This window comes from Pontibacillus sp. ALD_SL1, from assembly GCF_017355605.1.
Map to the genome: position 1 here is coordinate 56,937 of NZ_CP062975.1, position 24,203 is coordinate 81,139.

At 44.8% G+C, this 24,203-nt stretch carries 32 protein-coding genes; 21 read left to right on the plus strand and 11 right to left on the minus strand.

The features are described 5' to 3' along the window. Positions 1-38: 38 nt before the first annotated feature. Positions 39-1,499, minus strand: a complete 1,461-nt coding sequence (locus IMZ31_RS19195) for a methyl-accepting chemotaxis protein (RefSeq protein ID WP_207531140.1) — start codon at positions 1,497-1,499, stop codon at positions 39-41. A gap of 128 nt (positions 1,500-1,627) precedes the next feature. On the opposite strand from IMZ31_RS19195, the gene IMZ31_RS19200 reads away from it, so the two are divergent. The 5 genes from IMZ31_RS19200 (at position 1,628) to IMZ31_RS19220 (ending at position 4,489) form a co-directional block, all read left to right on the plus strand. Next, a complete protein-coding gene (locus tag IMZ31_RS19200; protein ID WP_207531141.1) occupies positions 1,628-2,413 on the plus strand; it encodes a hypothetical protein in 786 nt (261 codons plus the stop codon). Between the two features lie 115 nt (positions 2,414-2,528). Next, positions 2,529-2,837: a hypothetical protein gene (locus tag IMZ31_RS19205; RefSeq protein WP_207531142.1), complete on the plus strand. Its 309-nt coding sequence runs from the start codon at positions 2,529-2,531 to the stop codon at positions 2,835-2,837. An 11-nt stretch (positions 2,838-2,848) separates the two neighbouring features. Then, positions 2,849-3,169 (plus strand): hypothetical protein, encoded by a 321-nt coding sequence (locus tag IMZ31_RS19210; RefSeq protein ID WP_207531143.1) that lies wholly within the window; start codon positions 2,849-2,851, stop codon positions 3,167-3,169. 73 nt (positions 3,170-3,242) lie between these two features. Beyond that, on the plus strand, positions 3,243-3,545 hold the full coding sequence (locus IMZ31_RS19215; protein WP_207531144.1) for a hypothetical protein: 303 nt from the start codon (positions 3,243-3,245) through the stop codon (positions 3,543-3,545). A 167-nt stretch (positions 3,546-3,712) separates the two neighbouring features. Next, positions 3,713-4,489 carry an HNH endonuclease gene (locus tag IMZ31_RS19220; RefSeq protein WP_207531145.1) on the plus strand — a complete coding sequence of 259 codons (777 nt, stop codon included), beginning with the start codon at positions 3,713-3,715 and terminating at the stop codon, positions 4,487-4,489. Positions 4,490-4,527: 38 nt separating this feature from the next. On the opposite strand, the gene IMZ31_RS19225 is transcribed toward IMZ31_RS19220, so the two are convergent. From IMZ31_RS19225 to IMZ31_RS19235, 3 genes are all read right to left on the minus strand, one after another. Further along, the gene (locus IMZ31_RS19225; protein WP_207531146.1) at positions 4,528-4,704 is read right to left on the minus strand and encodes a hypothetical protein; all 177 of its coding nucleotides are present in this window, start codon (positions 4,702-4,704) and stop codon (positions 4,528-4,530) included. 34 nt (positions 4,705-4,738) lie between these two features. After that, a complete protein-coding gene (locus IMZ31_RS19230; protein ID WP_207531147.1) occupies positions 4,739-4,927 on the minus strand; it encodes a hypothetical protein in 189 nt (62 codons plus the stop codon). Between the two features lie 71 nt (positions 4,928-4,998). After that, positions 4,999-5,397, minus strand: coding sequence for a hypothetical protein (locus IMZ31_RS19235; RefSeq protein ID WP_207531148.1), 399 nt, complete (start codon positions 5,395-5,397; stop codon positions 4,999-5,001). A gap of 151 nt (positions 5,398-5,548) precedes the next feature. On the opposite strand from IMZ31_RS19235, the gene IMZ31_RS19240 reads away from it, so the two are divergent. Then, positions 5,549-5,752 carry a hypothetical protein gene (locus IMZ31_RS19240; protein ID WP_207531149.1) on the plus strand — a complete coding sequence of 68 codons (204 nt, stop codon included), beginning with the start codon at positions 5,549-5,551 and terminating at the stop codon, positions 5,750-5,752. A gap of 452 nt (positions 5,753-6,204) precedes the next feature. Further along, complete coding sequence (locus IMZ31_RS19245; RefSeq protein WP_207531150.1) at positions 6,205-6,396, plus strand: hypothetical protein; 192 nt, start codon at positions 6,205-6,207, stop codon at positions 6,394-6,396. Between the two features lie 11 nt (positions 6,397-6,407). On the opposite strand, the gene murB is transcribed toward IMZ31_RS19245, so the two are convergent. Next, complete coding sequence (gene murB, locus IMZ31_RS19250) at positions 6,408-7,298, minus strand: UDP-N-acetylmuramate dehydrogenase (RefSeq protein ID WP_242705748.1); 891 nt, start codon at positions 7,296-7,298, stop codon at positions 6,408-6,410. Positions 7,299-7,422: 124 nt separating this feature from the next. On the opposite strand from murB, the gene IMZ31_RS19255 reads away from it, so the two are divergent. The 7 genes from IMZ31_RS19255 to IMZ31_RS19285 all read left to right on the plus strand — a co-directional run bounded on the left by IMZ31_RS19255 (position 7,423) and on the right by IMZ31_RS19285 (position 9,821). Then, entirely contained in the window at positions 7,423-7,671 is a 249-nt protein-coding gene (locus IMZ31_RS19255; RefSeq protein ID WP_207531151.1) for a topoisomerase C-terminal repeat-containing protein, read from the plus strand. 13 nt (positions 7,672-7,684) lie between these two features. Further along, a complete protein-coding gene (locus tag IMZ31_RS19260; RefSeq protein WP_207531152.1) occupies positions 7,685-8,380 on the plus strand; it encodes a hypothetical protein in 696 nt (231 codons plus the stop codon). Between the two features lie 24 nt (positions 8,381-8,404). Beyond that, positions 8,405-8,620 carry a ferritin family protein gene (locus tag IMZ31_RS19265; protein ID WP_207531153.1) on the plus strand — a complete coding sequence of 72 codons (216 nt, stop codon included), beginning with the start codon at positions 8,405-8,407 and terminating at the stop codon, positions 8,618-8,620. Further along, positions 8,617-8,796, plus strand: coding sequence for a hypothetical protein (locus IMZ31_RS19270; protein WP_207531154.1), 180 nt, complete (start codon positions 8,617-8,619; stop codon positions 8,794-8,796). The genes IMZ31_RS19265 and IMZ31_RS19270 overlap by 4 nt, the downstream gene beginning before the upstream one ends. Positions 8,797-8,888: 92 nt before the next feature. Continuing rightward, a complete protein-coding gene (locus IMZ31_RS19275; RefSeq protein WP_207531155.1) occupies positions 8,889-9,152 on the plus strand; it encodes a hypothetical protein in 264 nt (87 codons plus the stop codon). Between the two features lie 131 nt (positions 9,153-9,283). Beyond that, positions 9,284-9,520, plus strand: a complete 237-nt coding sequence (locus IMZ31_RS19280) for a hypothetical protein (protein ID WP_207531156.1) — start codon at positions 9,284-9,286, stop codon at positions 9,518-9,520. A gap of 34 nt (positions 9,521-9,554) precedes the next feature. After that, on the plus strand, positions 9,555-9,821 hold the full coding sequence (locus IMZ31_RS19285) for a hypothetical protein (RefSeq protein WP_207531157.1): 267 nt from the start codon (positions 9,555-9,557) through the stop codon (positions 9,819-9,821). A gap of 106 nt (positions 9,822-9,927) precedes the next feature. On the opposite strand, the gene IMZ31_RS19290 is transcribed toward IMZ31_RS19285, so the two are convergent. From IMZ31_RS19290 to IMZ31_RS19300, 3 genes are all read right to left on the minus strand, one after another. After that, positions 9,928-10,137 (minus strand): hypothetical protein, encoded by a 210-nt coding sequence (locus IMZ31_RS19290; RefSeq protein WP_207531158.1) that lies wholly within the window; start codon positions 10,135-10,137, stop codon positions 9,928-9,930. Positions 10,138-10,164: 27 nt separating this feature from the next. Continuing rightward, complete coding sequence (locus IMZ31_RS19295; RefSeq protein ID WP_207531159.1) at positions 10,165-10,467, minus strand: DNA translocase FtsK; 303 nt, start codon at positions 10,465-10,467, stop codon at positions 10,165-10,167. Between the two features lie 81 nt (positions 10,468-10,548). Then, positions 10,549-10,704, minus strand: coding sequence for a hypothetical protein (locus IMZ31_RS19300; RefSeq protein ID WP_207531160.1), 156 nt, complete (start codon positions 10,702-10,704; stop codon positions 10,549-10,551). A 145-nt stretch (positions 10,705-10,849) separates the two neighbouring features. On the opposite strand from IMZ31_RS19300, the gene IMZ31_RS19305 reads away from it, so the two are divergent. The 7 genes from IMZ31_RS19305 to IMZ31_RS19340 all read left to right on the plus strand — a co-directional run bounded on the left by IMZ31_RS19305 (position 10,850) and on the right by IMZ31_RS19340 (position 22,531). Further along, entirely contained in the window at positions 10,850-11,407 is a 558-nt protein-coding gene (locus IMZ31_RS19305; protein WP_207531161.1) for a MerR family DNA-binding transcriptional regulator, read from the plus strand. Beyond that, positions 11,404-12,444 carry a Wadjet anti-phage system protein JetD domain-containing protein gene (locus IMZ31_RS19310; RefSeq protein ID WP_207531162.1) on the plus strand — a complete coding sequence of 347 codons (1,041 nt, stop codon included), beginning with the start codon at positions 11,404-11,406 and terminating at the stop codon, positions 12,442-12,444. The genes IMZ31_RS19305 and IMZ31_RS19310 overlap by 4 nt, the downstream gene beginning before the upstream one ends. After that, positions 12,437-13,975 carry a hypothetical protein gene (locus tag IMZ31_RS19315; RefSeq protein WP_207531163.1) on the plus strand — a complete coding sequence of 513 codons (1,539 nt, stop codon included), beginning with the start codon at positions 12,437-12,439 and terminating at the stop codon, positions 13,973-13,975. Before IMZ31_RS19310 ends, IMZ31_RS19315 begins: the two co-directional genes overlap by 8 nt. Next, positions 13,962-14,720 (plus strand): DUF6063 family protein, encoded by a 759-nt coding sequence (locus IMZ31_RS19320; RefSeq protein ID WP_207531164.1) that lies wholly within the window; start codon positions 13,962-13,964, stop codon positions 14,718-14,720. The genes IMZ31_RS19315 and IMZ31_RS19320 overlap by 14 nt, the downstream gene beginning before the upstream one ends. Next, positions 14,720-19,837: a coiled-coil domain-containing protein gene (locus tag IMZ31_RS19325; RefSeq protein WP_207531165.1), complete on the plus strand. Its 5,118-nt coding sequence runs from the start codon at positions 14,720-14,722 to the stop codon at positions 19,835-19,837. The genes IMZ31_RS19320 and IMZ31_RS19325 overlap by 1 nt, the downstream gene beginning before the upstream one ends. 1,200 nt (positions 19,838-21,037) lie before the next feature. Further along, positions 21,038-22,003, plus strand: a complete 966-nt coding sequence (locus IMZ31_RS19335; RefSeq protein WP_207531167.1) for a DNA/RNA non-specific endonuclease — start codon at positions 21,038-21,040, stop codon at positions 22,001-22,003. Between the two features lie 81 nt (positions 22,004-22,084). Next, positions 22,085-22,531, plus strand: coding sequence for a hypothetical protein (locus tag IMZ31_RS19340; RefSeq protein WP_207531168.1), 447 nt, complete (start codon positions 22,085-22,087; stop codon positions 22,529-22,531). A 51-nt stretch (positions 22,532-22,582) separates the two neighbouring features. Here IMZ31_RS19340 and IMZ31_RS19345 read toward each other — a convergent pair whose 3' ends face one another. The 3 genes from IMZ31_RS19345 to IMZ31_RS19355 all read right to left on the minus strand — a co-directional run bounded on the left by IMZ31_RS19345 (position 22,583) and on the right by IMZ31_RS19355 (position 24,100). Beyond that, positions 22,583-22,861 carry a hypothetical protein gene (locus IMZ31_RS19345; RefSeq protein ID WP_207531169.1) on the minus strand — a complete coding sequence of 93 codons (279 nt, stop codon included), beginning with the start codon at positions 22,859-22,861 and terminating at the stop codon, positions 22,583-22,585. Positions 22,862-23,402: 541 nt separating this feature from the next. Further along, positions 23,403-23,591, minus strand: coding sequence for a hypothetical protein (locus IMZ31_RS19350; protein ID WP_207531170.1), 189 nt, complete (start codon positions 23,589-23,591; stop codon positions 23,403-23,405). Continuing rightward, the gene (locus IMZ31_RS19355) at positions 23,588-24,100 is read right to left on the minus strand and encodes a hypothetical protein (RefSeq protein ID WP_207531171.1); all 513 of its coding nucleotides are present in this window, start codon (positions 24,098-24,100) and stop codon (positions 23,588-23,590) included. Before IMZ31_RS19355 ends, IMZ31_RS19350 begins: the two co-directional genes overlap by 4 nt. Positions 24,101-24,203 lie beyond the last annotated feature (103 nt).

The following is a 24,203-nucleotide window of genomic DNA, read 5'->3' on the forward strand; positions in this document are numbered from 1 at the left end:
ATTATACATCAGATAAAAAGAGGGAGAACCCCCCTCTCTTATGGTTGTTGCAGGGATTGGAGATTTTCCCGCAATTCCCGAAACAAACGGGCGATGGTTTCCATGTTACGGTTTTGATTTTCCACATTCCCGAGGCTCTGTTCTATCGAGGACGTCGTTTCCTCAACGATATTAGAGATGGAGTTAATTTCTTCTGAGATTTGCTCCGAGAGGATTTTAAGAGAAGCGTTTTTTCCTTTAACGTCGGAAGAAACGTTTAAAACCTCTTCGATATGGGACTGAAGGGTATGGAAGGTCGTCTCCATTTCACGGAAAGCAGCCTGACTTTTTTCAATTGCCCCCTGATTGGATTCCATTTGCGTGGTGAGGTCAATCGATTTTTCTTTGATCTGATACAGAATGCCTGCTATTTTTTGAGCGGAAAGGGTTGAGCTGTCAGCCAACTTCCTGACCTCTTCTGCCACAACCGCAAACCCTCTCCCGTGTTCCCCTGCCCGCGCTGCTTCAATCGAAGCATTTAGAGCAAGAAGGTTCGTTTGCCCCGATATGTCATCTATCTCCCGTACCAAAGCCTCAATGTCTTTCATATTCAGCTGAAGTTCCTCCGTTAGCGATTGAGAGGATCGAAACATCCCCGTCACATTTTCCATTTCTCCTTTGAGGGAAAGTAGCCGCTCGAGTCCATTTTCTGTGAGCTGCATGGATTCTTTCGTTTGTCCCTCCATGGAGGCCGAATGTTCCGCAACCTCGTTGATGTTATGATCCATAGCATACGTGGAACTCAAAATTTCCTCCATCCGCTCAGCCTGGTACCGTGCTCCTTGTGAGATATCCTCCAAGGAAAGCGTGATGGATTCCGAGTGATCAGAGGCTACCCTAATGACCTTGTCCAGTTCTCGGTCGGTTTCTCCTGTGAGTGTTACCGCCTCTTTCATATCCCCTAGTCGTTTTCTTGAAATGTCTCGCTCTTTTCGGCTCTCTTGTTCCTGAAGAGTGAGGGAGGTTTGAACCTTTTTATTAAAGTGGGCCTGAACCGCTAACACAACGGACGTTAAAATAAGCAAGGCACTATAAATTGTGATGTGTTTCACACCAGAGCCAGGAAATACCTCTGTTTTCAATTGGAGAAACGCATAAACGTTCAGCAAAAGACCGATTACCATCGTGTAAAGAATCAGCTTATAGTCGGCATAAATTGTATTCACCGCCTGAACGAAATAAACGATCAACACAGCTATAAGGGAAGGGCTGAACAGAAGAAGCATGACACAAACAAGCATTCCGCCTGTTGCGAGAATGTACTTGGTCTCCTCTACGAGGATGTTTTTGTAGGACAAGAACAGAACCAACAAAGAAATCGCAACCCCCCCACCCCCAAAGGCAGCGATCGCTTCTGGAGGTCGTCCCGAAATGACCTGAGCCATTGTTGACAATAGAACGGCTCCAAAGAACCATTTGACAATCATTTTGTTCCGAACTGCCGTTATACTCCCTTCCATGTGCACCACCTCATTTTGTGAACACTACCACAGAACGGGAGACTTTCAACTAATTCTTTTTCATAATTTCTCCCAGGGTCATACGCCAATCTCGTCTTTCATAAGGTGTAGGAAGGAGGTGGGTTTTCTTGAAAGTATTATCCTACCGCTTTCACAAAGCACTGAAAGGACTCGCTCAAGAGGCATTCCCGAATGAAACCATCAAACCTTTTTACATTACCCTTCATAAGGAAGAGCGCAAAAGTTTTCACGGAGACTACGATCCAAGTAATCGAGAAATTCGTATCTTTAATCTCTCACTCGGGAAAACATTCACGCTTGGCACAGCCATACATGAACTCGCTCACCATTGTCACTATTCCATGGATGGAAAAACGGATCACTCAAAGCGGTTTTATGAAGTGTTTTTCGTACTTCTGCAAAAGGCGATCCATAAAGGTTGGATTGATTATGAGGAATTGAGAGAAATGGGTGGGGCAAGTGATATCAAAATGCTGGAACGGCACGTCGGGAAACCTGATTTGACCGTTGCAGACCATGATACGTATGTCATTCGCGTGACTAATGGATACCCCATTCGCGATCTTCTCAAAAAACGCGGGTACACCTATATGGAGAAAACGTGGGAAAAGAACTTTCACGGAGAAGCCGTCTTGAAGGAGCAAGAATGGCTTTCCGACCACATTGATTTAAGCTTTGTCAAAATGAAGGAATCAACGGGTTTCGATTGGGACATTTTTTGGAACCTTGTCGCAGAGGACAGAAGCGAGCACAGAGTATGGCTAAAGGAGAACGGGTATCAGCGCAGGAAACGCGTGTGGATCAAACGCATTCCGTCCCAGCAATTAGAGATGGAGAAAAAACGCAGCCTTTCAAAAGAGCTGCATGTAAAAGTTGAATTGGCAGAAGGGTAGTATGTCTTGCAACATTCCTTTCAATCCAATGAGAGAAAAGGAAAGCGTCTTTTGAAACGCCTCTACCTTTATACCCATTTCCTGCTATACTTAGAAAAAAGGGGAAAATCGGGATATGAAAATTCTTTATCAGTATAAAGTGACAGGGGTTGGACCACAGGAAGAAAAAGTTCGATCCCTCGTCGGGGAAAATAGCTATCGGATGTTCACCAAAAAAGGGTTGCTCGATTTATTAGAAGAACACCTCCAACACAAAAATCTAGGAGATCACAAGCGCTACGGGGTGTATTATGCCTATCACCCTGATTCTAGTTTCATGACCATGATTCAGGAAAAAGACGGGGAACCCGTTTTTATAAAGGAACGAGGGGAAGGGGGCGCCTTTTGTGCCTTTACCTCCGAAGTGATCGTATTCACCTTATAAGGAGGATTTTGATGACGAGAGTAAAGTTTGCAGGATACACATGTTATGTGGAACACGGGACCTATCAAAACGGACGCAAAGCGATCCGATTGATCGATGCGGAGGATTCGATCCCAGTCGCAACCGCTACGGTCAATGTGCCCGAAGTTGATTTTAGCTGCTATCTTGACGGAGATGTGAGTGACGTGACCGCCATTAAAAATTACGGAGGAAACGAAGGTATGCTTAAAGTATTAATGGAAGCAGGAGTGGTTCAGCCACTTCAGGCTCATGTGCCGACGGGGTATGTAAAAGTGCCGCTCGTAAGGGTGATTGAAAGCTTCGGGGAGTAACCCTCGAGGCTTTTTTATGAAAAACATGCCTTTTTCGCAAATATGACTAAGATGGAGGAGTGGAGGTGTTTTCATGAGTTCAAAAAAAGTTTATTTGATTTACACGCTCGTCAATCTGTGTGCCATTCCCCTGTATATAGCCGAATTGTTCGGGATGTTTATGGGAGTCATTAACGAAGACAGCGGGTCTTTAGGGTATGTTTTTGATGTCCTCCTTTACATGGGGTTTGTCAATCTTCCAAATTTCGCATTATTCTTTGTCCTACCAAGGTTATCGTCTTCAGACATCCGTTATCACAATCGGATTGCTCTCATCTGTTTCAGTGCTTTAGTTCTTACACCGTACTTCTATCTCTCCTTTATCGTTATCCTATAAAAACCAGTCGCAGCGTTTCTTTGCTCGGCTTTTTTCAACTTTATAGGAACATTCTTGCGCGCGCACAGAAGAAAGAGAAAAGAGGGCAAGGGGATAGACAGAGAGGTGGACGGAAGTTTATTCCTCATGTTACAATGACTGGAATTTACATAAGGAAGGTGAACCCTATGCATCTCATTCAATCGATCGAACAACTTAAAGAAAACATGATTGCCTTCCAGATGAGCGCCGAAGATCCAGAACAGGCAGAGGAATATGCAGATTATCTGAAAAGAGCTCGCACCATTCTGATCTGGAAAAACGGAGAAGACCTCCTTTTCGGGCCAAGTCGCATCATTGGATATAAGGAAAATACGCTGGATCGTCATAAAAACCACCAACACGCAGACGGCCGCGACACCAATCGCCGTATTTCCAAGGTGCTGGGGGGATATTATGAAGAAAACGAACAGGGGGAACAATGGTATCGAGATCATTTAAAGAGCTTGGGCGTTTCTCCTCAAAAACATAAGCGTCACTTTTGGATACTGGAAACAGAAGCACACAAAGAAGAGGACAAAGAAACAGAAAAGGAACGGATTACCGCCAGCCGACTGGGGCAAGGGCTGTTCCGAAAAAAACTTATTGATTACTGGAACGGGTGCGCGATCAGTGCTTTCCCTAAGCCGTTTCTCCTTCGCGCTTCTCATATTAAGCCATGGAAACACGCGAACAACAGGGAGAGGCTCGATGTGTACAACGGCCTCCTCCTTCTTCCTCATTATGATGTGTTGTTTGATCAGGGGATGATTTCATTTTCGGATGATGGCACCATCCTTCTGTCCGACGCTTTAACAGAAGACGAATACCGAATGCTTGATGTTCGGGAAACCGATATGGTCCCGATTGAAGAAGAACACATGCCGTATCTACAATTCCATCGCGAGTTGCACGGTTTCCAATAAAAAGATGAGAGCTTGAGCTCTCATCTTTTTTGTTGTATTTATTCTTCTTTGGCATATGAAATAGCATCAGAAATGGATTCAGGAATCGTTGTCGTTAACCAGTAGTCCACGCCGTTTGTCGCATTTTCAATTTGCTCATCGGACAGATTGATCCCCTGTTCCTCCGCGTACGCTTGAATTTGCTGGAATACAAAATCTCGTTGATTTACATACATGTTCATCATCCTTTCCGTTTTTTTGGACTCGCTTCTACTCTTTATCTAACACGTCTGCTTCAAAACTATTTAACACATAGTCCCCTTCAGGAGCATCTTTCAGACTCTCGTTCCATTGATGCGCCAATTCACGAGCTTCCTTAGCCGTATCAGCTTCTATGTCGATGTCTCTCGTCATGGTCCAAGTCGCTCGGACTCGGTACGTCTTTTGATCTCTTGTCATCAGGGCATCTTCCTCTCTGGCTTTCTATGTCTCCTTTTATTATAGGATACTTTTCTTCTCTGTTGATTAAATTATCCCTGTTTTTGCGATTGGCGAACCCCGAGAACATGGGATACGCGTTCCCATGCAGCATCAACCGTTGCTAGTCTCTTTAAGATTGCATCACAGGTTTGGATCCCCGACGCGTTAAGGGATTCCGCCAGCGCATCAAGAAACGTCTCCACGCTCCTCCTGGCAAAAGGAACGAGGCATTCTGTGTCAAACGCTTCCCGCTCCTTTTGTATAAGCTGAGTCGCCCATCCATACAGGAGTTTCCTTCTGTCTGAAGCAGTAAGAGATGCCAGGTTTTCTTTTCCGCCTTTTTGGAGCAAATGTTGAACGAGCGCGTATTCCTGTTCATCACTCATCGTCAAGGCCGTTCGGGTAATGCCGTAAAGGGTTTTGCAATGAACCGCCACCTCTTTATTCAAAGAATCATCCTCTCTTTTTTGAAGTCGTAGATAAAGTGTAGCATGCCCTCATTCTCATTTGGAAAACAGTGAAGAGGGAAACGCCCGCTTTTTTTTCAGATGGAGAAGCGTTTCAAGCTATAATAGGTAAAAACAAGAGAGGAATGATGTTATGATTCTAGTCACAAAAGAAAAATGGGACCGTATTCCAAACGATTACAAAGGCGTATGGAAACGTTCCATTAAAGAGAACGGCTGGCAAAAAGATCTTCCCGAGTCCTATATTGGGAAGCGCACCGTGTTATCAGGATGCATTACAGACGAAGCGGGATGCACTCTCCTTACAGAAGGAGCGCATTTTGAAATCGTGGAATAGGAATAGGGAGGGAAAAGATATGAAACATTACGAGGATTACGAAATTTCAATCACATTCAAGGCGCACCAGCGCGTAACCCTGCATGAGATCAATGGGGATGGTCAACTACCCCACGCTTAAAAGCGGGGGGTAGTATAATTCTTTATAAGCTCTGAGTTGACCAGCATTAGTTCCTTTATGCAGAAATGCTAAAGCGAACTCCGTTAAGAAGGTGCATACCCTGGAATGCTTCTCCAGTTCCAGGCTCTATGGAATATAGATTAAACAGCCAGCTAGGGGTGTAGCGAGCAGTGTCTATATTGTTTTCAACCCTTCTTAACATGTGCGAGGAGAGATGAGCATACGCTCACGTTACCGTCTTATGACGAGTTAGATTTAAAATCTCCCCCTTGTGGCAATTCCTCCCCACACATAAATGTGGGGGCTTCCTTGCCTCATTGTTGGTGATTTGATGTTTGAAATGAATGCACAACCCGAAGAACCAGAAAATGAGGATGTGCTAGAAGTTCACGTTTATGATACTGACGAGACTGGCAAAAGAATACTCATTGGTTCAAAACCTGTCCCGAAAGATAGCCCAGGACACCAGGAAGCAAAAAGAATTATCGACACGTATCACCAAAAACAAAACGCTCTTAGCTAAGAGCGTTTTTCTTATTCTCCTATAATACGAACTTCTCGTTCGAGTCGAACCCTGAATTGCTGATAAACTGTTTCTTGAACATGCTGAATGAGAGCGATGTAGTCACTCGCTGTTCCTCCGCCTACGTTCACCATGAACCCAGCGTGTTTCTCTGATACCCGAACACCGCCAATCTGATAGCCGCTCAACCCGCTATCCTGTATCAGTTTCCCTGCATAGTAGCCTGGGGGCCGTTTGAACACACTTCCGCATGATGGGTATTCAAGAGGCTGTTTCGTCTCCCGTTTCAGAGTTAAATCCTCCATTCTGGATTGAATCCTTTCAGGATCACCATCTCTGAGGCGAAATCTCGCTTCTAGCACTGTGTATCCTTCTTTCTCAATAATACTGCTCCGATAGGAAAGCCCGAGACCTAAACCGCTCAGGGTTTTTATTTCACCGCCTCTTGTTATTACAGTCACAGAGTCTAGTACGTCTTTCACCTCGCCCCCGTAAGCTCCCGCATTCATATAGACAGCTCCTCCTATTGTTCCAGGGATTCCACAGGCAAACTCAAGTCCTGTCAGGTGATTCTCGAGAGCAAAACGGGAAACATCAATCAGCCTGGTTCCAGACCCCGCTGTGATGAAACTCCCGTCTCGCTCTAGTTTATTCAGATTTCCCGCATAGAGGACCATCCCCCGAATCCCGCTGTCCCGAACAATCAGGTTGGATCCGTTTCCAAGAACAAAAAAGGGCATCCCCATGGAGCAAGCAACCCTGATCGCTTCTCTGGCTTCTTCGTATGACCTTGGTGAAACAAAAACATCAGCGTGTCCCCCTGTTCTTGTGAATGTATAGGGGGAAAGGGGTTCGTTATAGGCGACAGGAGCCTTAATGGATAAAGGAATATGGGTCGACACGACAACACCTTCTTTTCTACTACCTTTATATGGAAAAGAGTAAAGTCCTAAGGGGTGAAAGGACATTTTTCCTATTATTGTAATGATTGATGGCATGGAACTAGTGGGAAAAGGAGAGATAAGCATGAAGTGTCCTCGATGTGGTTCGTTTGTCAGAGAAGAAGCAGGGTATTATATTTGTAAAAATTGCTTTATTATGAAAAAAGAGGTATATGGAACCACTTTAACAGAAAGAGAACGCAGGGAATTGATCCTATACGGGGAAACGCCGCTAATTACGCGTTTTATCGGCCGTAACGGGGAGCGGTTCCATGGGTATTTGTGCAAGGTTGGTGAGCACATTGTCCTTCGGTTCCCATCTATGAAACGATAAAGGAGAGAGAATGTTGTTTGAAGCGTATTGTGATGCATCACGAAAAAAAGAAACCGTCATCGGGTATGCCATCTATTGGGGAGAAACGGTTCTTCACGGATGGAGAAAAAGTGATCAGGAGGATGTCAATCAGGCGGAGGTTGAAAGTTTCCTCTGGCTCCTTGGGGTTCTTGAGCGATGGGGGCTTACGGGAGGGAAAGTCTTTTATGATAACCGTTCCGTTACAACGTACATAGAGCAACAACCACTAGTATCTGAATGGCTCAGCTGTAACAACCTGGAGTCCCTTCAGATAAAGGGAGGCCATAATGTGGCTCATTGGGTCTGTCACGAGGGTAACCCTGGGCACATTAAACGAATAGCGGAAGATTGGTGGCCCAAAATCAAACCCTTCTTATCCGTCACAGCAAGTGAATCCGTAACCGCCCTGTACAGAGAAAGGGTAAGAGGAAAGCGATATGAAACACATGAAGAAAGTTTGATAAACTTAAAAACGAAACTTGTCCTGATCGGAAAACCGATGCACAGGGAAGGGGATCGATCCATTTATCCGTTTGGACATTTGAGAATTGTTCTTCAGGGGGATACTATTGTCGATGTGTATCAGACGAAAATGTATCAATCGAGAACGATGAAAGGAATCGACAACCGTAAACGAATTGTGAAAACCCTGTTAGAGGAATATGAGCGTGAGGGCGTTTTGCAATAGGTTTAAAAGAGGAGGAGAACGCATATGAAATTTCAATACCTGAATGACACAGGGCGGGTGGTATCGATTCACCCTGCCACGTTTTCACACGGAACCACATGTGATCATGAAACCATCCGACACAATGACCTGGCGACATTCACCTTACCAGAAGGGACGTACCCTTGGGTGAAAATGTGGGACTACGGAGAAAAGCACGGGCTTCAAATCTTCGTCTCCCCGCAGAAAGATAACGAATGAGACGGGTGGTTCGGGCTCAACATGAAAAAGAGAGGGAACGAGCGTTTCGGGAACGCGTGAGGGATCAACTGGCGGAAACCGATCGGTTTATCGAAAAGCTGCGTCTGTCTTTGAACAAGGATTACAAAAAAGAATGGGAAACATATAAACGAAAGAAACGAGAGGAAAAAGCATAGCATGGTGAACCCGTCATATACCGCTTCTTCCCTTCATAGGATAGGAGGAGATATTAAGGCAGGAACATTTTAACAGACGGGAGCCTGATAAAATGAGACTTTATGAAGTAGAGTGCCATGGTGGCTATGGTGGTTATAATGGAAATTTCGTAATTGTTGCACCTGATCTCGAAACTGCATGGGCATTAGTGCAAAAAGAAGAGGAAACGCTCGAACAAATTGGTTTGTACCCGTTTGATTGGAAGGTAAAGGTAGAAGACCGTGTCTTAAAGGTCACTGGTAAGCACGGCGAGAGTCTCTATATAGAGGAAAAGAAAATCGAAGGGTATCGCATTACCGTAGAAAAGGCCGTGTAACACGGCCTTTTCTTTTTGAAGGAAAAAAAAGTTTGTTCAGCATGCTGAAAACAAATAAAGGGGAGAAATTTCGCTCCTCTGTTTCGTGTTCGTATATACTGGTAGTGATGAATACAGAGAGGAAGATGAGCATGAACGTCATCCTGGTCCAAGATGATATGGATCGCATCGCTGGAGAAAAGAGATACGGAGTTGGCATTTATCCTTGTAATGAACAATTGGCAGCTCTGGAACATGAAGATGATCTGATGGATCGACTGTTGGAAACAGAGGTGCTCGAGCGGGTGTATGGACCATCAGAAGATGCGGCTTTCCATAACGCGGAAATGGTATGCAAGGAAGAAGGCTATACGATTGTCACCATATGAATAAAAAATTACGATAAATCAGGAGGAGATCATAATGGGGCTTAAAGAATACAATGAGGCAAAAGAAAGCATGGAGGTTTACCAGGCTTATATCAAAAATATTGACCAGGATACCTGGTTGAAAGAAGAGGAGAACGGCGAGGTCAAACACACGAAAAATGAAGAAGAAATGCTTGTCTTTTATGATGACGAGGATGCCGAAAGTACGCTTGAATACCTGAACGATTCGTTTTCGGATTCGTATGTCCTGCTTATAGAGGATGATCGTGAAAAATTGCATTACCAAGATGAAGACGAATAACATAGTGCAAAACAAAAGGACTGCCTCTAAGCAGTCTTTTTTTCTGGGCTTTATAGGGTGATCGCGTTGCCCCTTCATTTCAACACAAGAAAAAGCATAGCCTGAGCTATGCTTTTAAATACGTCAAAATGTGTTCTGCTCGTCTTTTATAGGATTCGTCCTGAAACAACTCGCTGAGCCTCATCAAATCGTTATAGGTGTCTAAGAGTTCATCCAGATCTTTATCCCAAATATCCTCATACCCCTGAACCGTTTCCTGAAGCAATTTGACATCCCCAAAGTTACGTGGTTTGAAAAAATTGAGTTGTGTATACATCGTACCACCCTTTCTTTTAATGGAATTCTAAACAATCACACGGCTGTGACCAAGTTCGCGGTCGTGATTTCCGAGTATACCTTCTTCTCTCATTCGGTCCACCGCATAAGCAGCCCCGTGATACCCTAATGGAAACTGCTTTTTGATCCAGACGATGGAAGCAGAACCATTACCGCGAGTGAGATCGACAATCCTTTCATAATACTTATCCGCTAACGCTTTTTGATAGGAAAGATAAGCGTGGAATGTGGATGGTTTCTTCTTTCCTTTTTCTTTCGTGTAAGTGTAAACCTGACCCTTATTCACTTCTGCAAAGACTGGGATCAACATCATCAACCTTTCGTTTTGTTTATTTATTATAAACGTTTTGGGAAAAAGGGGCGAAAAACATCCTTTTTTTACATTTGAACTCTACGTTTTCCGATCCCTTATACGCATTAACTTTTTCTTTAATTCCATTTCAGAAACTGTCATGAGCTCTTCTCCGTGTTCATAGTTAACAACGCGCAACCAATCGAGCACGATTTCAGCTTCCTTTTTCGTAATCCGAATCTCATCCTCTTTCATAAGCCCACCTCTTTTTCCCTTATTTTAACTGATTCCCCAAAAAGTTGAGCCCTCAAATCTCAAAAATCTAAAATATTTCAATTTAACTCAGGGGATAATTTTGATATATTGGTTTACGACATGATTTGTAGACGGAGGTGGAAACATGTCGGAATATCTCAAAATCGGTCAGGTCGCTGCTCTGTTTGGAGTTGAATCCCAAACGATCCGCTATTGGGTGGATGAAGGGAAAATGGACTGCGTCCGAACCCCAAAAGGGCACAGGCGGTTTGAAAAAGACTACATATACGGTCTGTTGCGAGGCGAACGAGACCGAGAGAGAGGAACTCGCTATGCTGTGCTCTATCTCAGGACCTCACCTTCCTACACGAAGCAGGAGTACGACGAGTTTGAACGACAGCTCACCAGCCTTTCTTCCTGGGCGTATCAAAATGGATACATCATACAAAGCGTCGTACGGGATATCGCAGATCCTCTCACTCTTGATCGGGAGGGGATCAACGAACTCGGTGACACACTCCAGTCCATGAACGGGGTGACCGTTATCGTCGAGAGCAGAAGTTCTGTATCGTATTTCGCCTATCCTCTTTTCAAAAAGTGGGTGGAGGCGACGGGCAATCGTGTGGTTGAGGCCTTCCCTGTTTATGAGCCTCAGCCTTCCGATATGGATGAAGTTAAAAAGTGGCTAGGAGGTAAACCATGAAAACAATCATACTCTCATTTTTACAAGATCATAAACGAAAAAAAGTCAACATCAGTCAACTTGAAGAATACATGATCCGACACCACAAAGAAGCATACATGGACTACGATGCCTTTGCAGAGACCATCAACGAACTAACGGAAGAAGAGATTTTAATCGGAGTAGGAGGAAAGAAAACAACGGATTTCAACGGACTCTACCCCCCTCTATACAACCAGTATTGGAATCGGGCTCAAAAGGAAGAGGCAAAACCATTCATGAATCCTGGCGACGTCACAGTCCATGATTCCATCGATTTATCCTATTACAGGGGAAGAGAAGAGGAACTGCACAAAGATTGGCCATTCATCGAAAAAATTAGTCTATTCCTTTCAGATGAATATCCAGCCGAAGATTACGAGTGGTTACAGGTGAATGAGCGTTCGGCCATGCTGTTCGGAGATGAAAAGTGGCTCAAGAAACACTCCGCCTTTTTAAACCGCATCGGGCTAGAGAAAGAGGACTTACGCATGATTCATACACCAGAACCCTTCTCCTATAAACTTGGCATTCCAAAAGCCGTTCCCTCTCCATTGAAGGGAATCATCATCGAAAACAGTGATACGTATGCAAGCATCAAGCGCCTTTGGGACGAGGGGGCCCTTCCGTTCCAGTTGATTATTTATGGCGGAGGAAAGCGAATAGAATCCACCATTAACTATCTTCAGCATATAGAAGAACTCTCTTATTACGATCTGGATTTGTACTATTTTGGAGACATTGATCGAGAAGGTGTAGCCATATGGGAACGAACAGCGAGAGGGCACAAAGGCACCTTAAAACCCTATCTCCCCTTTTACAATACGCTGGTCGATCGGTTTTCCGATCAGGCAACAGAACCTGAAACGGACGATCGTCCATCTCTTGCTCCGTTCCTTGTGTATTTCACAAAAGAGAGAGCAACAGTCATCAGAAATGTGCTTGACGAGGGAAATCTCCTCCCGCAGGAATACGTGCATTACGGCATCATGAAAAGGCTGGTGAAGCGCGATGGATAAACAGGCATCCCGCATTGGAAACCTGACAGAGCGGGAGAAAAACATGGTATTAGACACCCCTCTTCATACGCTTCAAAAGACAGAAAAGTACGATTTACCGATGCGCCACTTAGGTATAGCAGTCTTATTGTTCATACTTGAACACATGTATCAGAACACGAAAGAATGTACAGAAGAAGCGATACGGGAATTCCTCCGTGATTATATTGAAGAACAATTCGAGGTCGTGTATTCGGAAGACGTTCTGAGTGAGTTAACGAAACACATCCTGTTTGCTCACCTCATGAATAACGGGGCACCGCACAAAGAAAAAATCTGGAACAACGAAAAGAAACGAGGTGAGGTTTTTGAGTTCCACCTCGTTCTCATAGATGAGTTCAAAGTAAAGGGCAGCGTTTATTTTAAGCTCTCCGATGAGTGCATTGACATGCTGTATAAAACCAAAGAACTGTACGGGGAACTCCGCACAAGTATCCGCGCCCTGTTTTTCCGTCAGCAGGTGGAAAAAGGCGTGTTTGAAGGGGCTCTTCAAGAACTAAAAGAGATGCTTGTTGATGTATACAATGAACGTCAGGAAATTATCCGCTTGAAAAAAACGATTCAAAAAAACACGTTAAAAACCTTTCAAAGTGGCGAGATTGAAAAACGGATCGAACGCATTAACGAGCGGTTCGAACGCAAGCAGGAAGTGTTTTCAGATATGCTTGACTTCATCGAGGACACAAGGAAACACAAAGAGGAAGAAGAACTCGGGGAGAAGGCTGAGACTGTTCAGCTGATGATTGGAAAAATGAAGCGGGGTCTTGAAGGGATTATACGGGATCATGAAGCCTTGTTCGGAGATAAGCTCGACCTCCAGACGTATATGTCAAACGCGCTGGAAAGCCTCGTCATGGAATCCTTCGGTGTTCGGTTCAATTTGGAAAAAGAATTGTTCCACCCTTCAACAAGTGAAGAAATCGATACCGACACGTTGATCTCGATTCTCGATCCCTTGTTTGATTTCAAACACCCGAAACGCTTTCACCCTGGTGAGATCTTCGAGCCTCAAGCCGTCCGCAAGAAACGTAAACAAGATGAAGACGGGAACCAATTTGGCGAACTTGATACGGAATGGGCGGACTACCTTGACAGAATCGATGAGGAAAGGAGCGTCATTCGAATTGATCGGTATGCAGCGTATCTTGAAACCTTGCTCATGCCCCTTACCCAAAAAGAAGAGGTCACGATGGAAGAGATCATCCATACAGGGGAGCTCGATGAAGAAGATATCGTAGGAGCAGATTCTTTCCTGCCGCTTGTGATTTATTTCCACCAGCTCGGAGAAACGGAACTCGTCCGTTCACACGAAGCCATTTCGACCATGGTCGATGAGATCCCAAAAGCAATTATGAAGACAGCAGACAAAGACGTGTTCGGGCAACTGGGCGGATTCGTCGTGGAAGAAGGGGAAGGAACCATCACCCTTCAAAACGGATTTACCCTTTCCAATTTTAAAATCAAAAGGAGAGATCGAAATGGAAGAATTTAATGCGTACGAGCGGGCGTTCAAAATTTATGACACACTTTATAAATTTCGGTCCACCGATGATACCGAGATGCTGTCTGACTTTGACACAAAAGAAGTGCGGGACGCGCTGAACAGCATGGAGAAACAGGCAGAGGTTCTCATTCATCGGACGGACTCACGGCTTTATATGTCAAGAACCTTGAACAACCCGTTCCTTGCTTATACAAAAGACGAGTTAAAGGAAGTGTTCGGGCTTGATAAAACAACACCGAACCGCTACGTTCACCTGGCGCAGCTGATCATGCAGGCCATACTCGCTGAATTCTATAACAGTGAGGACAACAGTTTGAGCGGACTGGATCGTCAGTTTTTAACGCTTGAGGGTATTGAGGAAAAAATGACGTCACGCCTTCAATATGTCTTAGAGGAAAATAAGGAATTCATTGAGGAAGTCGGGGATGAACATGAGTTAGATCTCCTTGGTGCCGCACAGGCCTGGGATCGTCTTCAGGCTTATAAAGAAACAGAAGCTTACAAACGAACGAAAACCCGTATTGCGTTTATTCACAGGGTCACAGATTTCCTTAAGGATGAGGGGCTTTTGATGTATGTGAACGAGACGCAGTTTATCATCACAGAAAAAATGCGAGACATTATTGACAACTATTATTTCAACTCCGAACGAAAGGGGAAAATTATGCGACTCATGCGCTATTCCCTCGATGAAGCCAGGAGTGACTTTCAACAAGACGAGGAGGACCAGTAATGCCAAAATTAAACCGAGCCAGACTCGCTGGGATTGTGTATGGGTCTCAGTCGAATCCTTATAAAATCGATGACCTGACCTATGAATACATGGGCTATAACACGATAAAAATTCTAGAAAACGGTGGCGGAAAAACGGCCACCATTCAACTGTTAACGCAGCCCATCCTGCCAAACCAGCGCATTGGTGAGCGCTATTTCAAAGATACCATCAAATACAGCGACAGGGGTCATATCGTGTTGGAGTGGAGGGATGAACAGCGGTATATCTATACGGGGTTCTTCTTTTCCGTGAACCGATCCTCCCAACAAGTCATCGATACCTATCATATGTATGTGTTTGAATCCCAAACCTCCATACTGCATGACCTTCCGCTTGTGAAAGAGGGGCGTTCGGCTAGCTGGAGTGCCATTCGAAAACATATCGGGAATCTTGATCCTGCCATCTATCGGACAGAATGGTTTGATCGGTCAACGGAATCAAAGGAAAAACATCGTAAAAAGCTGCGCCAATACAATATTTTGCAAGAAGAATGGGAGCGCATCGTCAGCATCAACGGAGATGAAGGAGACGCGGAGGCCTATTTCAAAAAGGCCGATACAGACCAAAAACTGATTGAAAAAATCCTTGTTCCGCAAGTGGAACAAGCTATGTATAAAACAGAGGAGAAACGAGATCAGCTGACGACGAATTTTATGCGGTACCGTGAGCGCATAGCCAATATCCCCCGCATTCGAAAATCGATTGAGAATCTGGAGTTATTCAAAGACAAATCAGAACGAATCCTCAAGCAGGCCGAAGAAGCGGAAGAGAAGCGGTCTAAAGCCAAAAGGGATGTGCGTTCATATGAACAGGGAAGAGTCTCTCTCGGTGTGATTTACAGGGAAAAAGAAGATCTTGTAAGGGATTACGAGGAACGAATCACAGAAGAACGAGGGAAAGCCACAGAACTTGATTGGAAATTTAAAAGTCATGATCTTTTTCTTTCAAAGGGAACCATGGATCGCCTGCGAGAAGATATCGCTTCAGCACAAGAGCGCATTCTAGAGAAAGAAAAGGAGAAAGAGGACACCCTTTCTCGTCGTAATAGGGCAACCGCTTTTTATTACGATGCAGGGGTGCAAGAAACAGAGCAAACCATTAGAGAATACCAGGAAAAAATCGAACTCCTCGACCAACAAGAGCCAGAGCTTCAAAAGGAATATGCTGAGTCCAAAAGAGTCTTAAAAACAGCCTGGGAAGAACAAGACAGAACGAACCGACATCAGGAAAAAGAAATCCACGACAAAATCCAACAGTTTGATGAGGCAGAGAAAGAAGCGGAAGAAGCAAAAGAAAACGCACAGGATGAGCTTCGTTCTATGAAGGAACGCCAAAAAAACGTGAACATCTTCTTCGAGGAACGGATGAAGCTGTATCAGGAAGCACTGCGCGTTACAGAAGAAATGATTATCGACCAGCCCGCCGTTCTTCTTGAAAAGATCAGGGAACAGATTGTAAAGACAGAACAGGACTTAGAGGAAACGAAAAAACGTTTTAACAACCAGAAGGATTCTTATTACAACAATCGTGAAAAAGTAAACCAAGCGCACAATAAAGAAGAAAATGAGGCGCGAGAAGCCTTTAACGCCGAACAAAAGAGGATTGAGGAAGAAGCGGATCAACAACTCAGCGAAGCGTTCCTCGGCTATCAGGAGGAACTCGATCGCCTGAAAAAGGAAACGAATCGCCTCATTGGGGAAGCTGCCACGGAACGTGATACGGCATTAGAGGAAATGGAACGAAAAAGCCAAGAGATCGTGGAAGAGCGAAAAGAAATTCGAGACAAAGAGATGGAACGCGCCCAAACTCAGCTGAACGATGGTTTAAAACGTCTCGAAGAAGATGTTCAGTTCCGCACGGATCAGCACACCACGAATATAAGGGACGCAAAAGAAAGGCACCGAAACGATACGGATGCTTTGGCAGAAAGCCAAAAAGAACACCAACGTCACTCCATTTTCCTCGGGGAACAAAAAGAAGAAAAGAAGAAGTTTGAAGAAACGTATGCTTGTGAGGATCTTTACGAAGGTGGCCACACTCTTATTGAGGAAGCGGAATGGATGGCTGAAAAGGCGAGCAAAGAGCAACAACGCCTATCCCGCGAACTCTATCCAAAAGAGAAAACGGTTCGAACGATCGAACAGGAGGGACACCTGCCTGCTCATGAAGAACTGGTTATGGTTCAGGAGCACCTGAAGCAAAAAGGGTTTCAAGTAACACTCGGGATGGAAAGGCTTCGCACAATGGATCACCCTGAGGAAGCAAACCGATACCTTGTTCATGCCTTGTTAATACAAGAAGAAGAGTACGATTCGATTCAAACCGCCCTGTCTGATCTCGGGGAGTGGGTCGAAACGACCCCTATATTGTTCTTGTCTGAAGAATCACCCGAAACAGAGGGGCTTATGATTTATCACCCGTCTTCAATGGATGTGTTCACGTCTGAGGAAGCACTCCAAGCCTTTAAAGAAGAAACGAAAGAACAAGTGAAGGTTTTACGGGAAGCCTTTAACGATAGGAAACAAGAGGAAGACAAAAAGCGGTCGTTGATTCACGATCTCGGGTCCTTTTTCGAGCGTTACCCTCATTCTGTCGTCAAGGAATCAGAACGTTTGCATGAGAAGGCAGACAAAAAAATTCAATCTTTAGAAGCTTCTCTCAAGGAAACAACGTCCTATATTCTCAATTTGGAAGATTCGTTGAAGAAGCTTACGCGCGAATGGCAAGAAGAGAAAGAAAAGGCCCATCGAGAGAAAGAAGAGCGCATCAACCGTGCACGTGATCGGTATGACCAGGAACACGAGGAAGAGCTTGAGCGCTTAAACGAACAAAAAACGCGCCGCCATGATCAATATAAGCGTCAGGAAGAGCGATTCGAAACGTCCCTTCATACTAAGAACGAAGAGTTTAAAACCCTTTATGAAGAGGAGAAAAACCGTTTGGAACAAGAACGGGATCACCACATCCATGAGCTGAAGAAGCGTGAAGAGGAGAAAAAGAAAGAACGAGATAACCGCTTCGAAAAACGGTTACATGATATTGAGGTATTGTGGACATCGGAGCAACAGCATTACAACGAGACCATAGCACGCCTTGAGCCTCTGTTAGAACAGGAGAGAAACAAAGAAAGTGCCGTGTTGGCTTACATCCCTTACGAGGAAGTGGTTTCCGCCAAGCGAGAGGAGCGGAATGAAACAGAAGAGCGTATTCCTGTTTTGGAGCGTACAATCCAGCAACAAGAAGAAAAGAAAACGAATGTGAGACAAAACCGTGAAAACGCCTATCAGAACAAGGCAACCCTCGCCCACGCTATACGCATGCATGAAGAAGACTTCAAGACGTTCCAACTGGAAGAAGTGAAAGGGTCAGAAGAAAAGCGGGATTACACGGAACAGAAAAGGCGCGTCGGGGCGCTTGAGAGTCGCCTCAATCAAAAGCAAGGGGACCGCGATTCGTATTTACGTGTCATTCGGTCGGAGCAAAGTCGTCAGGAACCCTTGATTGCCTCCATTGAGGAAACAGGTTTATCAAGAGAATGGGTGCGGGAGAACCGCGTGCCTGTAACAGAAAAAGAGATGAAGGATTCCCGTGTCATGTACAACGTGAAACGAAAAGAGTTTGAACAGGAGCAAGAGACGAAAACAAAACTCCAGCATGAACTCCAACTGGAGGAAAAAACGTATGACAGCACCCTTCGACACACCATCAAAACGATCGGGTACGAGGAACCGTTCCTTCATTACGATCCTGATTTTCATGAACAAGAAAAGGAAACGTATAAAAACGAACGGGATTATGCGTGGGATCGAATCACCGCGCTCCAAAAGCGGATCGAGGAAGAAAAGAAAGGAATGGACACGGTTGAACACATCCTCGCGCAACCTGTAAGGTTGAATGAAGAATGGCTGAGCGGAGTAGAGGAGGCTCTCCCAGATGATTCCCACAGGGCTCTCTCTGCCTCCATTACAAAAGGCATGCGAGCGAGAGAGGAAAATGCCAGAAACGCGATCAAAGAGTTCTCCGCTCACTTAAAAGAAACAGCAGGTGCGCTCCGCACGTTCCAAAAGCAGCTTCAGCAGGAGAATTTTCAATATCATGCGGTGGTTAACCAGATTAGCGGCATGATCTCAACCGATTATATGGCTTCTTACACCTATATTGACGGAGAATTTCAGCGGATTTTTGAAACGCTTCAAGCGAAGAAAGAACATCTGGAGCTTGAGCTTCATGAGCTTCAGCGAAACAAAGAAACGCTTGCGGATTCCTGTTTAAGTCGTGCAAAAGTTGTCTATTCAAACATCATGTCCATTCCGAAGCAATCTTCCATCACGTCACGAGGAAGACAGGCCCGTATGATTGATATCAAATGGCGGGAGTGGGAACATGATGAAGTCATGGGACGAATGAATGACTACATCGAGCGAAAAATACACGAAATGGATGTACTCCAGGAGGAGAAAGGATACACAGAAGATGAAATTCGAGAGCAAATCAGCAATCATTTCCGAACCGTCAATCTTCTCAACGTACTGAGTCCGATTTCTGAGGTTCAAGTAAAAGTCATTAAGCCGAAAAAAGACGAAAACACAAGCGACCGCGTCTTAACGGAACGATGGGGAGATGTTTCAAGCTGGTCAGGAGGAGAAAAATACTCCGTATACATGGTCATGTTTATCATTCTCATTAACCACATCCGCCAGAGTTATCAGGAAAACAGCGAAGCGTGGAAAACAATCCTCGCCGACAATCCGTTTGGTAAAGCGTCATCAGGTCATATTTTAAAACCGATTTTTGAGATTGCCGAGCGAAACGATGTCCAGTTCATCTGTCTGACGGCTCACAAGGAAGAAGGTATTTATAAACACTTCCCTGTGGTGTACAGTTTGCGCCTGCGTCATCAGTTCGGGACCGCCTTTTTAACGGAAACAAAGGAAAAAGGAGAAGAACTTCAGCTTCAAACCGCCTTTTACCGTAAAGATAATGGCACCATCCCTCCTAAAGAAGAAGATGTCGAGGCGATGGACTATGAGACATTTAAGAAACAAGGGCAAGCAAGTTTATTTGATGAAGAATAAGAAGAGAAAGGCCACTCACTTGAGTGGCCTTTCTTATGTTTTCCAGCCTGGCCAAAGTCTTTGTAGAAGCGGTGACGGGAATATGCTACATTATGGAAAAGGCGAAAGAATGGGAGCAGATAACGGGTGAAAACAATCGATAAGGCTAGAGCATTGGCGAAGAAAAACGGGGCCGTGTGTTTGAGCGAAGGGCGTGTCACGTCGACTCAAAAACTGGAGTGGAGATGCCCATACGGACATATATGGGAGGATACGTATTCTTACATGGCAGCTTCGTTCCGTTGCAAGGAATGCTCCAAAAAAAATAAAGGAGCGAAGGTTCTTAAAGAAGCTGAGGATCTCGCTCGACAGAATGGCGGAGAGTGCCTGTCGAACGATTATCACGGATCAACCGAAAAGCTTTATTTCCGATGCCGTCAGGGTCATGAATGGGCGACTTTTTTTTACAGCGTCAAAAGAGGTTCCTGGTGCCCGACGTGCCGAACAGGGGGAAGGCGGAGAAAAACCATAGAGGACGCGAACGCTTTGGCAAAGGAACATGGCGGGGAATGCTTATCCAGAATCTACGTTTCTTCTCAAACGAAACTGGAATGGAAATGCCAACGCGGACATATCTGGAAGGCGACGTATAACGACATCCAGAAAGGGCATTGGTGTCCTGGGTGCCAACGTTGTTCCGAAAGGGATAGGCATGAATGGGCGGCAAAACGGGGCGGGAAGTGTTTATCCCATACCTACCGTAATGGGTACTCCCAAAAACTCTTGTGGGAATGCGAAAAGGGCCATCGCTGGCAAACGACCCTGAATGCCATAAAAAATGGTACCTGGTGCCCCCCCACTGCTCCAGAGGGGAACGGTATACAACCGAGAACATGAAACGGGTCGTGGAAGAACGGGGCGGGACCTTGTTATCCACATCTGTCCGAGGATGCGCCTATCCGATTAAAGTACGTTGCCGTGAAGGGCATGAGTGGGAACCACGAGCATCAAGTATAGCGAACGGCCATTGGTGTCCGTTCTGCCGAAGTCAAAAAATGGCTCAATACTGGACGGACAGAAGAAGCAAGAAAACGAAATAAACGGCTATCAGTTTAATAGCTGAAAAGGATGGCGGGTTTGAAATCATTTAGAACCATTTCACCATGAAAGTGTAGTAAACTAAAGGAAGCATGATTGAAACTATGGCGGGGGAGATTTGACATGAAAAAGAAAATGAATCATCTAATTTTACTCTTAACAGCGGTCTTTGTTGTTGGCTGTACCGATGTGGACGATACGAGTAGCGATAAACCCGAAGCATCTGAAGAACAAGAAACAGCGACCGAAAGCTCAGAAGAAACCACGGAAAATGAGGAAACGGTCACAGCGGTTGAGGATGAAACTGAAAAAGAAGAAACGGAAACCGAAAAGGAAGAAGAGGAAAACGAACAAGGGAATGAGGAGAGGTTTTCAGGATACAAAAAGATTACCGTTGATGGCGGCGATTTGTCTGGTCATCGCGAGGCAAATGTGGTCGTGGACGTCGGATTCGGAGACCGTGAATATTGGGCGTTTACAAACGAACACGGGCAGCTCGTGCGTGTCGTAGCCGATCAGATCGTTCTGCAAGATGACCAAAATGAACCCGTATTATCGTCTGGGCGATATTTCTCTGATGAGGCAAAGGTTCCTGGAGTGGAAAGTGATGTATTGGATGAGGGGCATGTGATCGCTGATTCTCTCGGCGGGGTGTCCAATGCTTATAATATTACGCCTCAGGAGAGTACGCTCAACCGACACGGCGACCAAGCCTATATGGAAGACAGCATTCGAAAAGCAGGCGGAGCCACGGATTTTGAAGCGATTATCACCTATCCCGATACCAAGACCCAAATTCCTTCGAAATACCAATATACGTACACGATTAAAGGGAACGAAATCACGGATACGTTCGAAAATGTGAACCCTGATGAAGTCAACGAATCACTCGGTTTAACAGAGGATAAGTCTTCGGAATCGACGGGTTCAAACGAAGAAGGAGACGTTACAAGTGTGGATACAAACGGAAATGGTCAGGTGACAATTAAGGAAGCGAAAGAGGCAGGATTCACGATGCCTATAACGAAGGATCATTGGCTTTATAAATATATGGACGATCGAGATGGGGATGGGATGGTCGGCGAATAAGAACACACGAAAAGCTTGGGATCATCCTGAGCTTTTCTCATGTGGTATGTTGAGGAAAAATTTTAAGGAGGATGGATACCTATGCCACGAACCCGATACCCGAAAGTCATTGCGCTTCCTGCTTACATGTATGAAGATATGAAACCGTATTTGATGAGCGTGACAGAGGAATTTGTCGCAAAGCATAAAGAAGCGTTGGGTGGATTACATAACGTTACCATTAAAGTTGAAGGGTACAACAGAGAGGCAAGCGGAATATACGAAGGGACACAGTATTCGATTCGAGTGGATCTCGTCTTCGGAGATGATGTTCACAAGACGAAAGGAAGGGATGAGCCTTTAAAAGCGGCTGTCTTTTTGGATGGGATCGAAGAATTTTCCATTGATTATTCATCAATGACACCGTTTGAGTTTTTCGAATTGGAACGAATCTATTATGGGGAAGGAAGGAAGCGGGATTATCATTGGATTCTTCTTCGGTTAATCGATTATATTGGTTCACGGAAGCCAGATATGTTTGATGAATGATTCCCCCTGTCTCATAAATAAGAAAACACCACTCAACTGAGTGGTGTTTTTCTAATAATCGCTCGGGAACAGCATGGTGGTCACCGATCGGTCGTGCTCAGTGATGATCCAAATCGTTTCCCCTTCAAAATCATAGGAAGACAGGAGACGATCCCCGTGCCGAAGCGCTTCTTCATTTTGTTCTCTGTCGTCTGGAGTTAGATCTCCCCAATCTCCGCTGTGATGCCGTTTCAGGAAAGGGAGGAGGGCTTCTTCACCGCGTTCCTTTTCCTCTAAATGATGAGCAAGAGCCGCTGTCATGACGACCTGCCCCAAAGAAAATTTACCCATAATCAAACTCCTCTCGAAATGTGTGGTGACTCCTATTATAAGCGAGAATGACCGTGTTCCGTCAAAAACATAAAAAAAGACCTTCGAATAAACGAAGGTCACTCGGGTACGGTCGGGAAGGGGATCTCCAACGGATAGATCATGGTATCTTTTCATCCCAGAAAGAAGGGAGGTCCCCCATGCGGGATGCGCAATGTACCCCGATTGCGCATTAAAATTTGTTCTACATCAAGAATAAAGGATAGGACTTGCTTCCGTCAATGAGTGATCTCCTGGCTGAGGGAGAAGACGTCGAACAAAAGTTTTTTCTGTCACACGAAAAGGGGTATTGGAACGATCATTTTTTTTGATCAGAACACCTTTCAAAAAACTCTAGTTAACATAACCTATATTATCGGTACTCATGGGTTATTTCATAAAATATCTCAATAAGATAAGTATTCTTGGTTTTTGAGACGTGAGAAAAATTTAGACACAAACAGCTCAATCAAACTAGCTATCAACCATAAAAAAACCCGAGACATTTGTCTCAGGTTTACGTTTATTGGAATCGATCTGCAAACGCATATTCAGCTGCTTCAGGTGGCAAAAATCCTTCCTTAACAGCCCGTTGCAGCGACGTCATCAGTGTTTTTCCTTCCTTAACAGGTTTTAACATACAAACCAATCGTTCCTGGTGTCTTACGATGTGTGCGGTGTAACTTATTCCGTTATACGTGACTTCGTTCATGCATTTCCTCCTCCTTCTGTTATAACGTTCCCATTCCATTCCAACGCTTCTGCAATCGGTATCACTTGCTCTTCCATGCTTCCATTTTTATGCAGGATGGTGATCCGAACGTCTTCCTCGCAAACATTATTCAGGAATATCGGCTGTTCGCCATGTTCTCCTTCAACCAGCAAAAGGGAACCTTTCGGAAGTGAAAAGTAAGGTTCATGGATCACTAGATCGTGAACAGGTGACAATGTCAAATCATCTGCGACAAGATGCCACTCCCACTCTTCACCAGAAGCAGGCTCTATGTCCCATTCATCACGATTACTGTCTCTCCCGTAATCCTCTTTTCTTTCACGGAGAAACAGGATAGATAGAAGTGTTCGGGACAGAAAAGAAAGCGTTCCTTTTCTCAATTCGCCTGTCTTTTTATTCTTGAGGAGCAAGAGGTCACCAATCCTTAATCGTTCGATATCAAACAGGATTGTCATTTCTTTGTATGACTCTAGTGGGTTCAATAGCATGATGCTCCTCTCTTCTTTTTCTCCTATTATACGCAAAAAACGTTCTTCTTACGAAAACAAAATCCTTAACATTTCTCACAGGGAGTCCTTCGACCTATGGTGA

Excerpts from the sequence above, each read along its gene's own strand:
- IMZ31_RS19195 (WP_207531140.1), bottom strand. The coding sequence starts at position 1,499 with ATGGAAGGGAGTATAACGGCAGTTCGGAACAAAATGATTGTCAAATGG.
- IMZ31_RS19205 (WP_207531142.1), top strand. The coding sequence starts at position 2,529 with ATGAAAATTCTTTATCAGTATAAAGTGACAGGGGTTGGACCACAGGAA.
- IMZ31_RS19210 (WP_207531143.1), top strand. The coding sequence starts at position 2,849 with ATGACGAGAGTAAAGTTTGCAGGATACACATGTTATGTGGAACACGGG.
- IMZ31_RS19215 (WP_207531144.1), top strand. The coding sequence starts at position 3,243 with ATGAGTTCAAAAAAAGTTTATTTGATTTACACGCTCGTCAATCTGTGT.
- IMZ31_RS19220 (WP_207531145.1), top strand. The coding sequence starts at position 3,713 with ATGCATCTCATTCAATCGATCGAACAACTTAAAGAAAACATGATTGCC.
- IMZ31_RS19225 (WP_207531146.1), bottom strand. The coding sequence starts at position 4,704 with ATGTATGTAAATCAACGAGATTTTGTATTCCAGCAAATTCAAGCGTAC.
- IMZ31_RS19230 (WP_207531147.1), bottom strand. The coding sequence starts at position 4,927 with ATGACAAGAGATCAAAAGACGTACCGAGTCCGAGCGACTTGGACCATG.
- IMZ31_RS19240 (WP_207531149.1), top strand. The coding sequence starts at position 5,549 with ATGATTCTAGTCACAAAAGAAAAATGGGACCGTATTCCAAACGATTAC.
- IMZ31_RS19245 (WP_207531150.1), top strand. The coding sequence starts at position 6,205 with ATGTTTGAAATGAATGCACAACCCGAAGAACCAGAAAATGAGGATGTG.
- IMZ31_RS19255 (WP_207531151.1), top strand. The coding sequence starts at position 7,423 with ATGAAGTGTCCTCGATGTGGTTCGTTTGTCAGAGAAGAAGCAGGGTAT.
- IMZ31_RS19265 (WP_207531153.1), top strand. The coding sequence starts at position 8,405 with ATGAAATTTCAATACCTGAATGACACAGGGCGGGTGGTATCGATTCAC.
- IMZ31_RS19270 (WP_207531154.1), top strand. The coding sequence starts at position 8,617 with ATGAGACGGGTGGTTCGGGCTCAACATGAAAAAGAGAGGGAACGAGCG.
- IMZ31_RS19275 (WP_207531155.1), top strand. The coding sequence starts at position 8,889 with ATGAGACTTTATGAAGTAGAGTGCCATGGTGGCTATGGTGGTTATAAT.
- IMZ31_RS19280 (WP_207531156.1), top strand. The coding sequence starts at position 9,284 with ATGAACGTCATCCTGGTCCAAGATGATATGGATCGCATCGCTGGAGAA.
- IMZ31_RS19285 (WP_207531157.1), top strand. The coding sequence starts at position 9,555 with ATGGGGCTTAAAGAATACAATGAGGCAAAAGAAAGCATGGAGGTTTAC.
- IMZ31_RS19290 (WP_207531158.1), bottom strand. The coding sequence starts at position 10,137 with ATGTATACACAACTCAATTTTTTCAAACCACGTAACTTTGGGGATGTC.
- IMZ31_RS19295 (WP_207531159.1), bottom strand. The coding sequence starts at position 10,467 with ATGTTGATCCCAGTCTTTGCAGAAGTGAATAAGGGTCAGGTTTACACT.
- IMZ31_RS19300 (WP_207531160.1), bottom strand. The coding sequence starts at position 10,704 with ATGAAAGAGGATGAGATTCGGATTACGAAAAAGGAAGCTGAAATCGTG.
- IMZ31_RS19305 (WP_207531161.1), top strand. The coding sequence starts at position 10,850 with ATGTCGGAATATCTCAAAATCGGTCAGGTCGCTGCTCTGTTTGGAGTT.
- IMZ31_RS19310 (WP_207531162.1), top strand. The coding sequence starts at position 11,404 with ATGAAAACAATCATACTCTCATTTTTACAAGATCATAAACGAAAAAAA.
- IMZ31_RS19315 (WP_207531163.1), top strand. The coding sequence starts at position 12,437 with ATGGATAAACAGGCATCCCGCATTGGAAACCTGACAGAGCGGGAGAAA.
- IMZ31_RS19320 (WP_207531164.1), top strand. The coding sequence starts at position 13,962 with ATGGAAGAATTTAATGCGTACGAGCGGGCGTTCAAAATTTATGACACA.
- IMZ31_RS19325 (WP_207531165.1), top strand. The coding sequence starts at position 14,720 with ATGCCAAAATTAAACCGAGCCAGACTCGCTGGGATTGTGTATGGGTCT.
- IMZ31_RS19335 (WP_207531167.1), top strand. The coding sequence starts at position 21,038 with ATGAAAAAGAAAATGAATCATCTAATTTTACTCTTAACAGCGGTCTTT.
- IMZ31_RS19340 (WP_207531168.1), top strand. The coding sequence starts at position 22,085 with ATGCCACGAACCCGATACCCGAAAGTCATTGCGCTTCCTGCTTACATG.
- IMZ31_RS19345 (WP_207531169.1), bottom strand. The coding sequence starts at position 22,861 with ATGGGTAAATTTTCTTTGGGGCAGGTCGTCATGACAGCGGCTCTTGCT.
- IMZ31_RS19350 (WP_207531170.1), bottom strand. The coding sequence starts at position 23,591 with ATGAACGAAGTCACGTATAACGGAATAAGTTACACCGCACACATCGTA.
- IMZ31_RS19355 (WP_207531171.1), bottom strand. The coding sequence starts at position 24,100 with ATGCTATTGAACCCACTAGAGTCATACAAAGAAATGACAATCCTGTTT.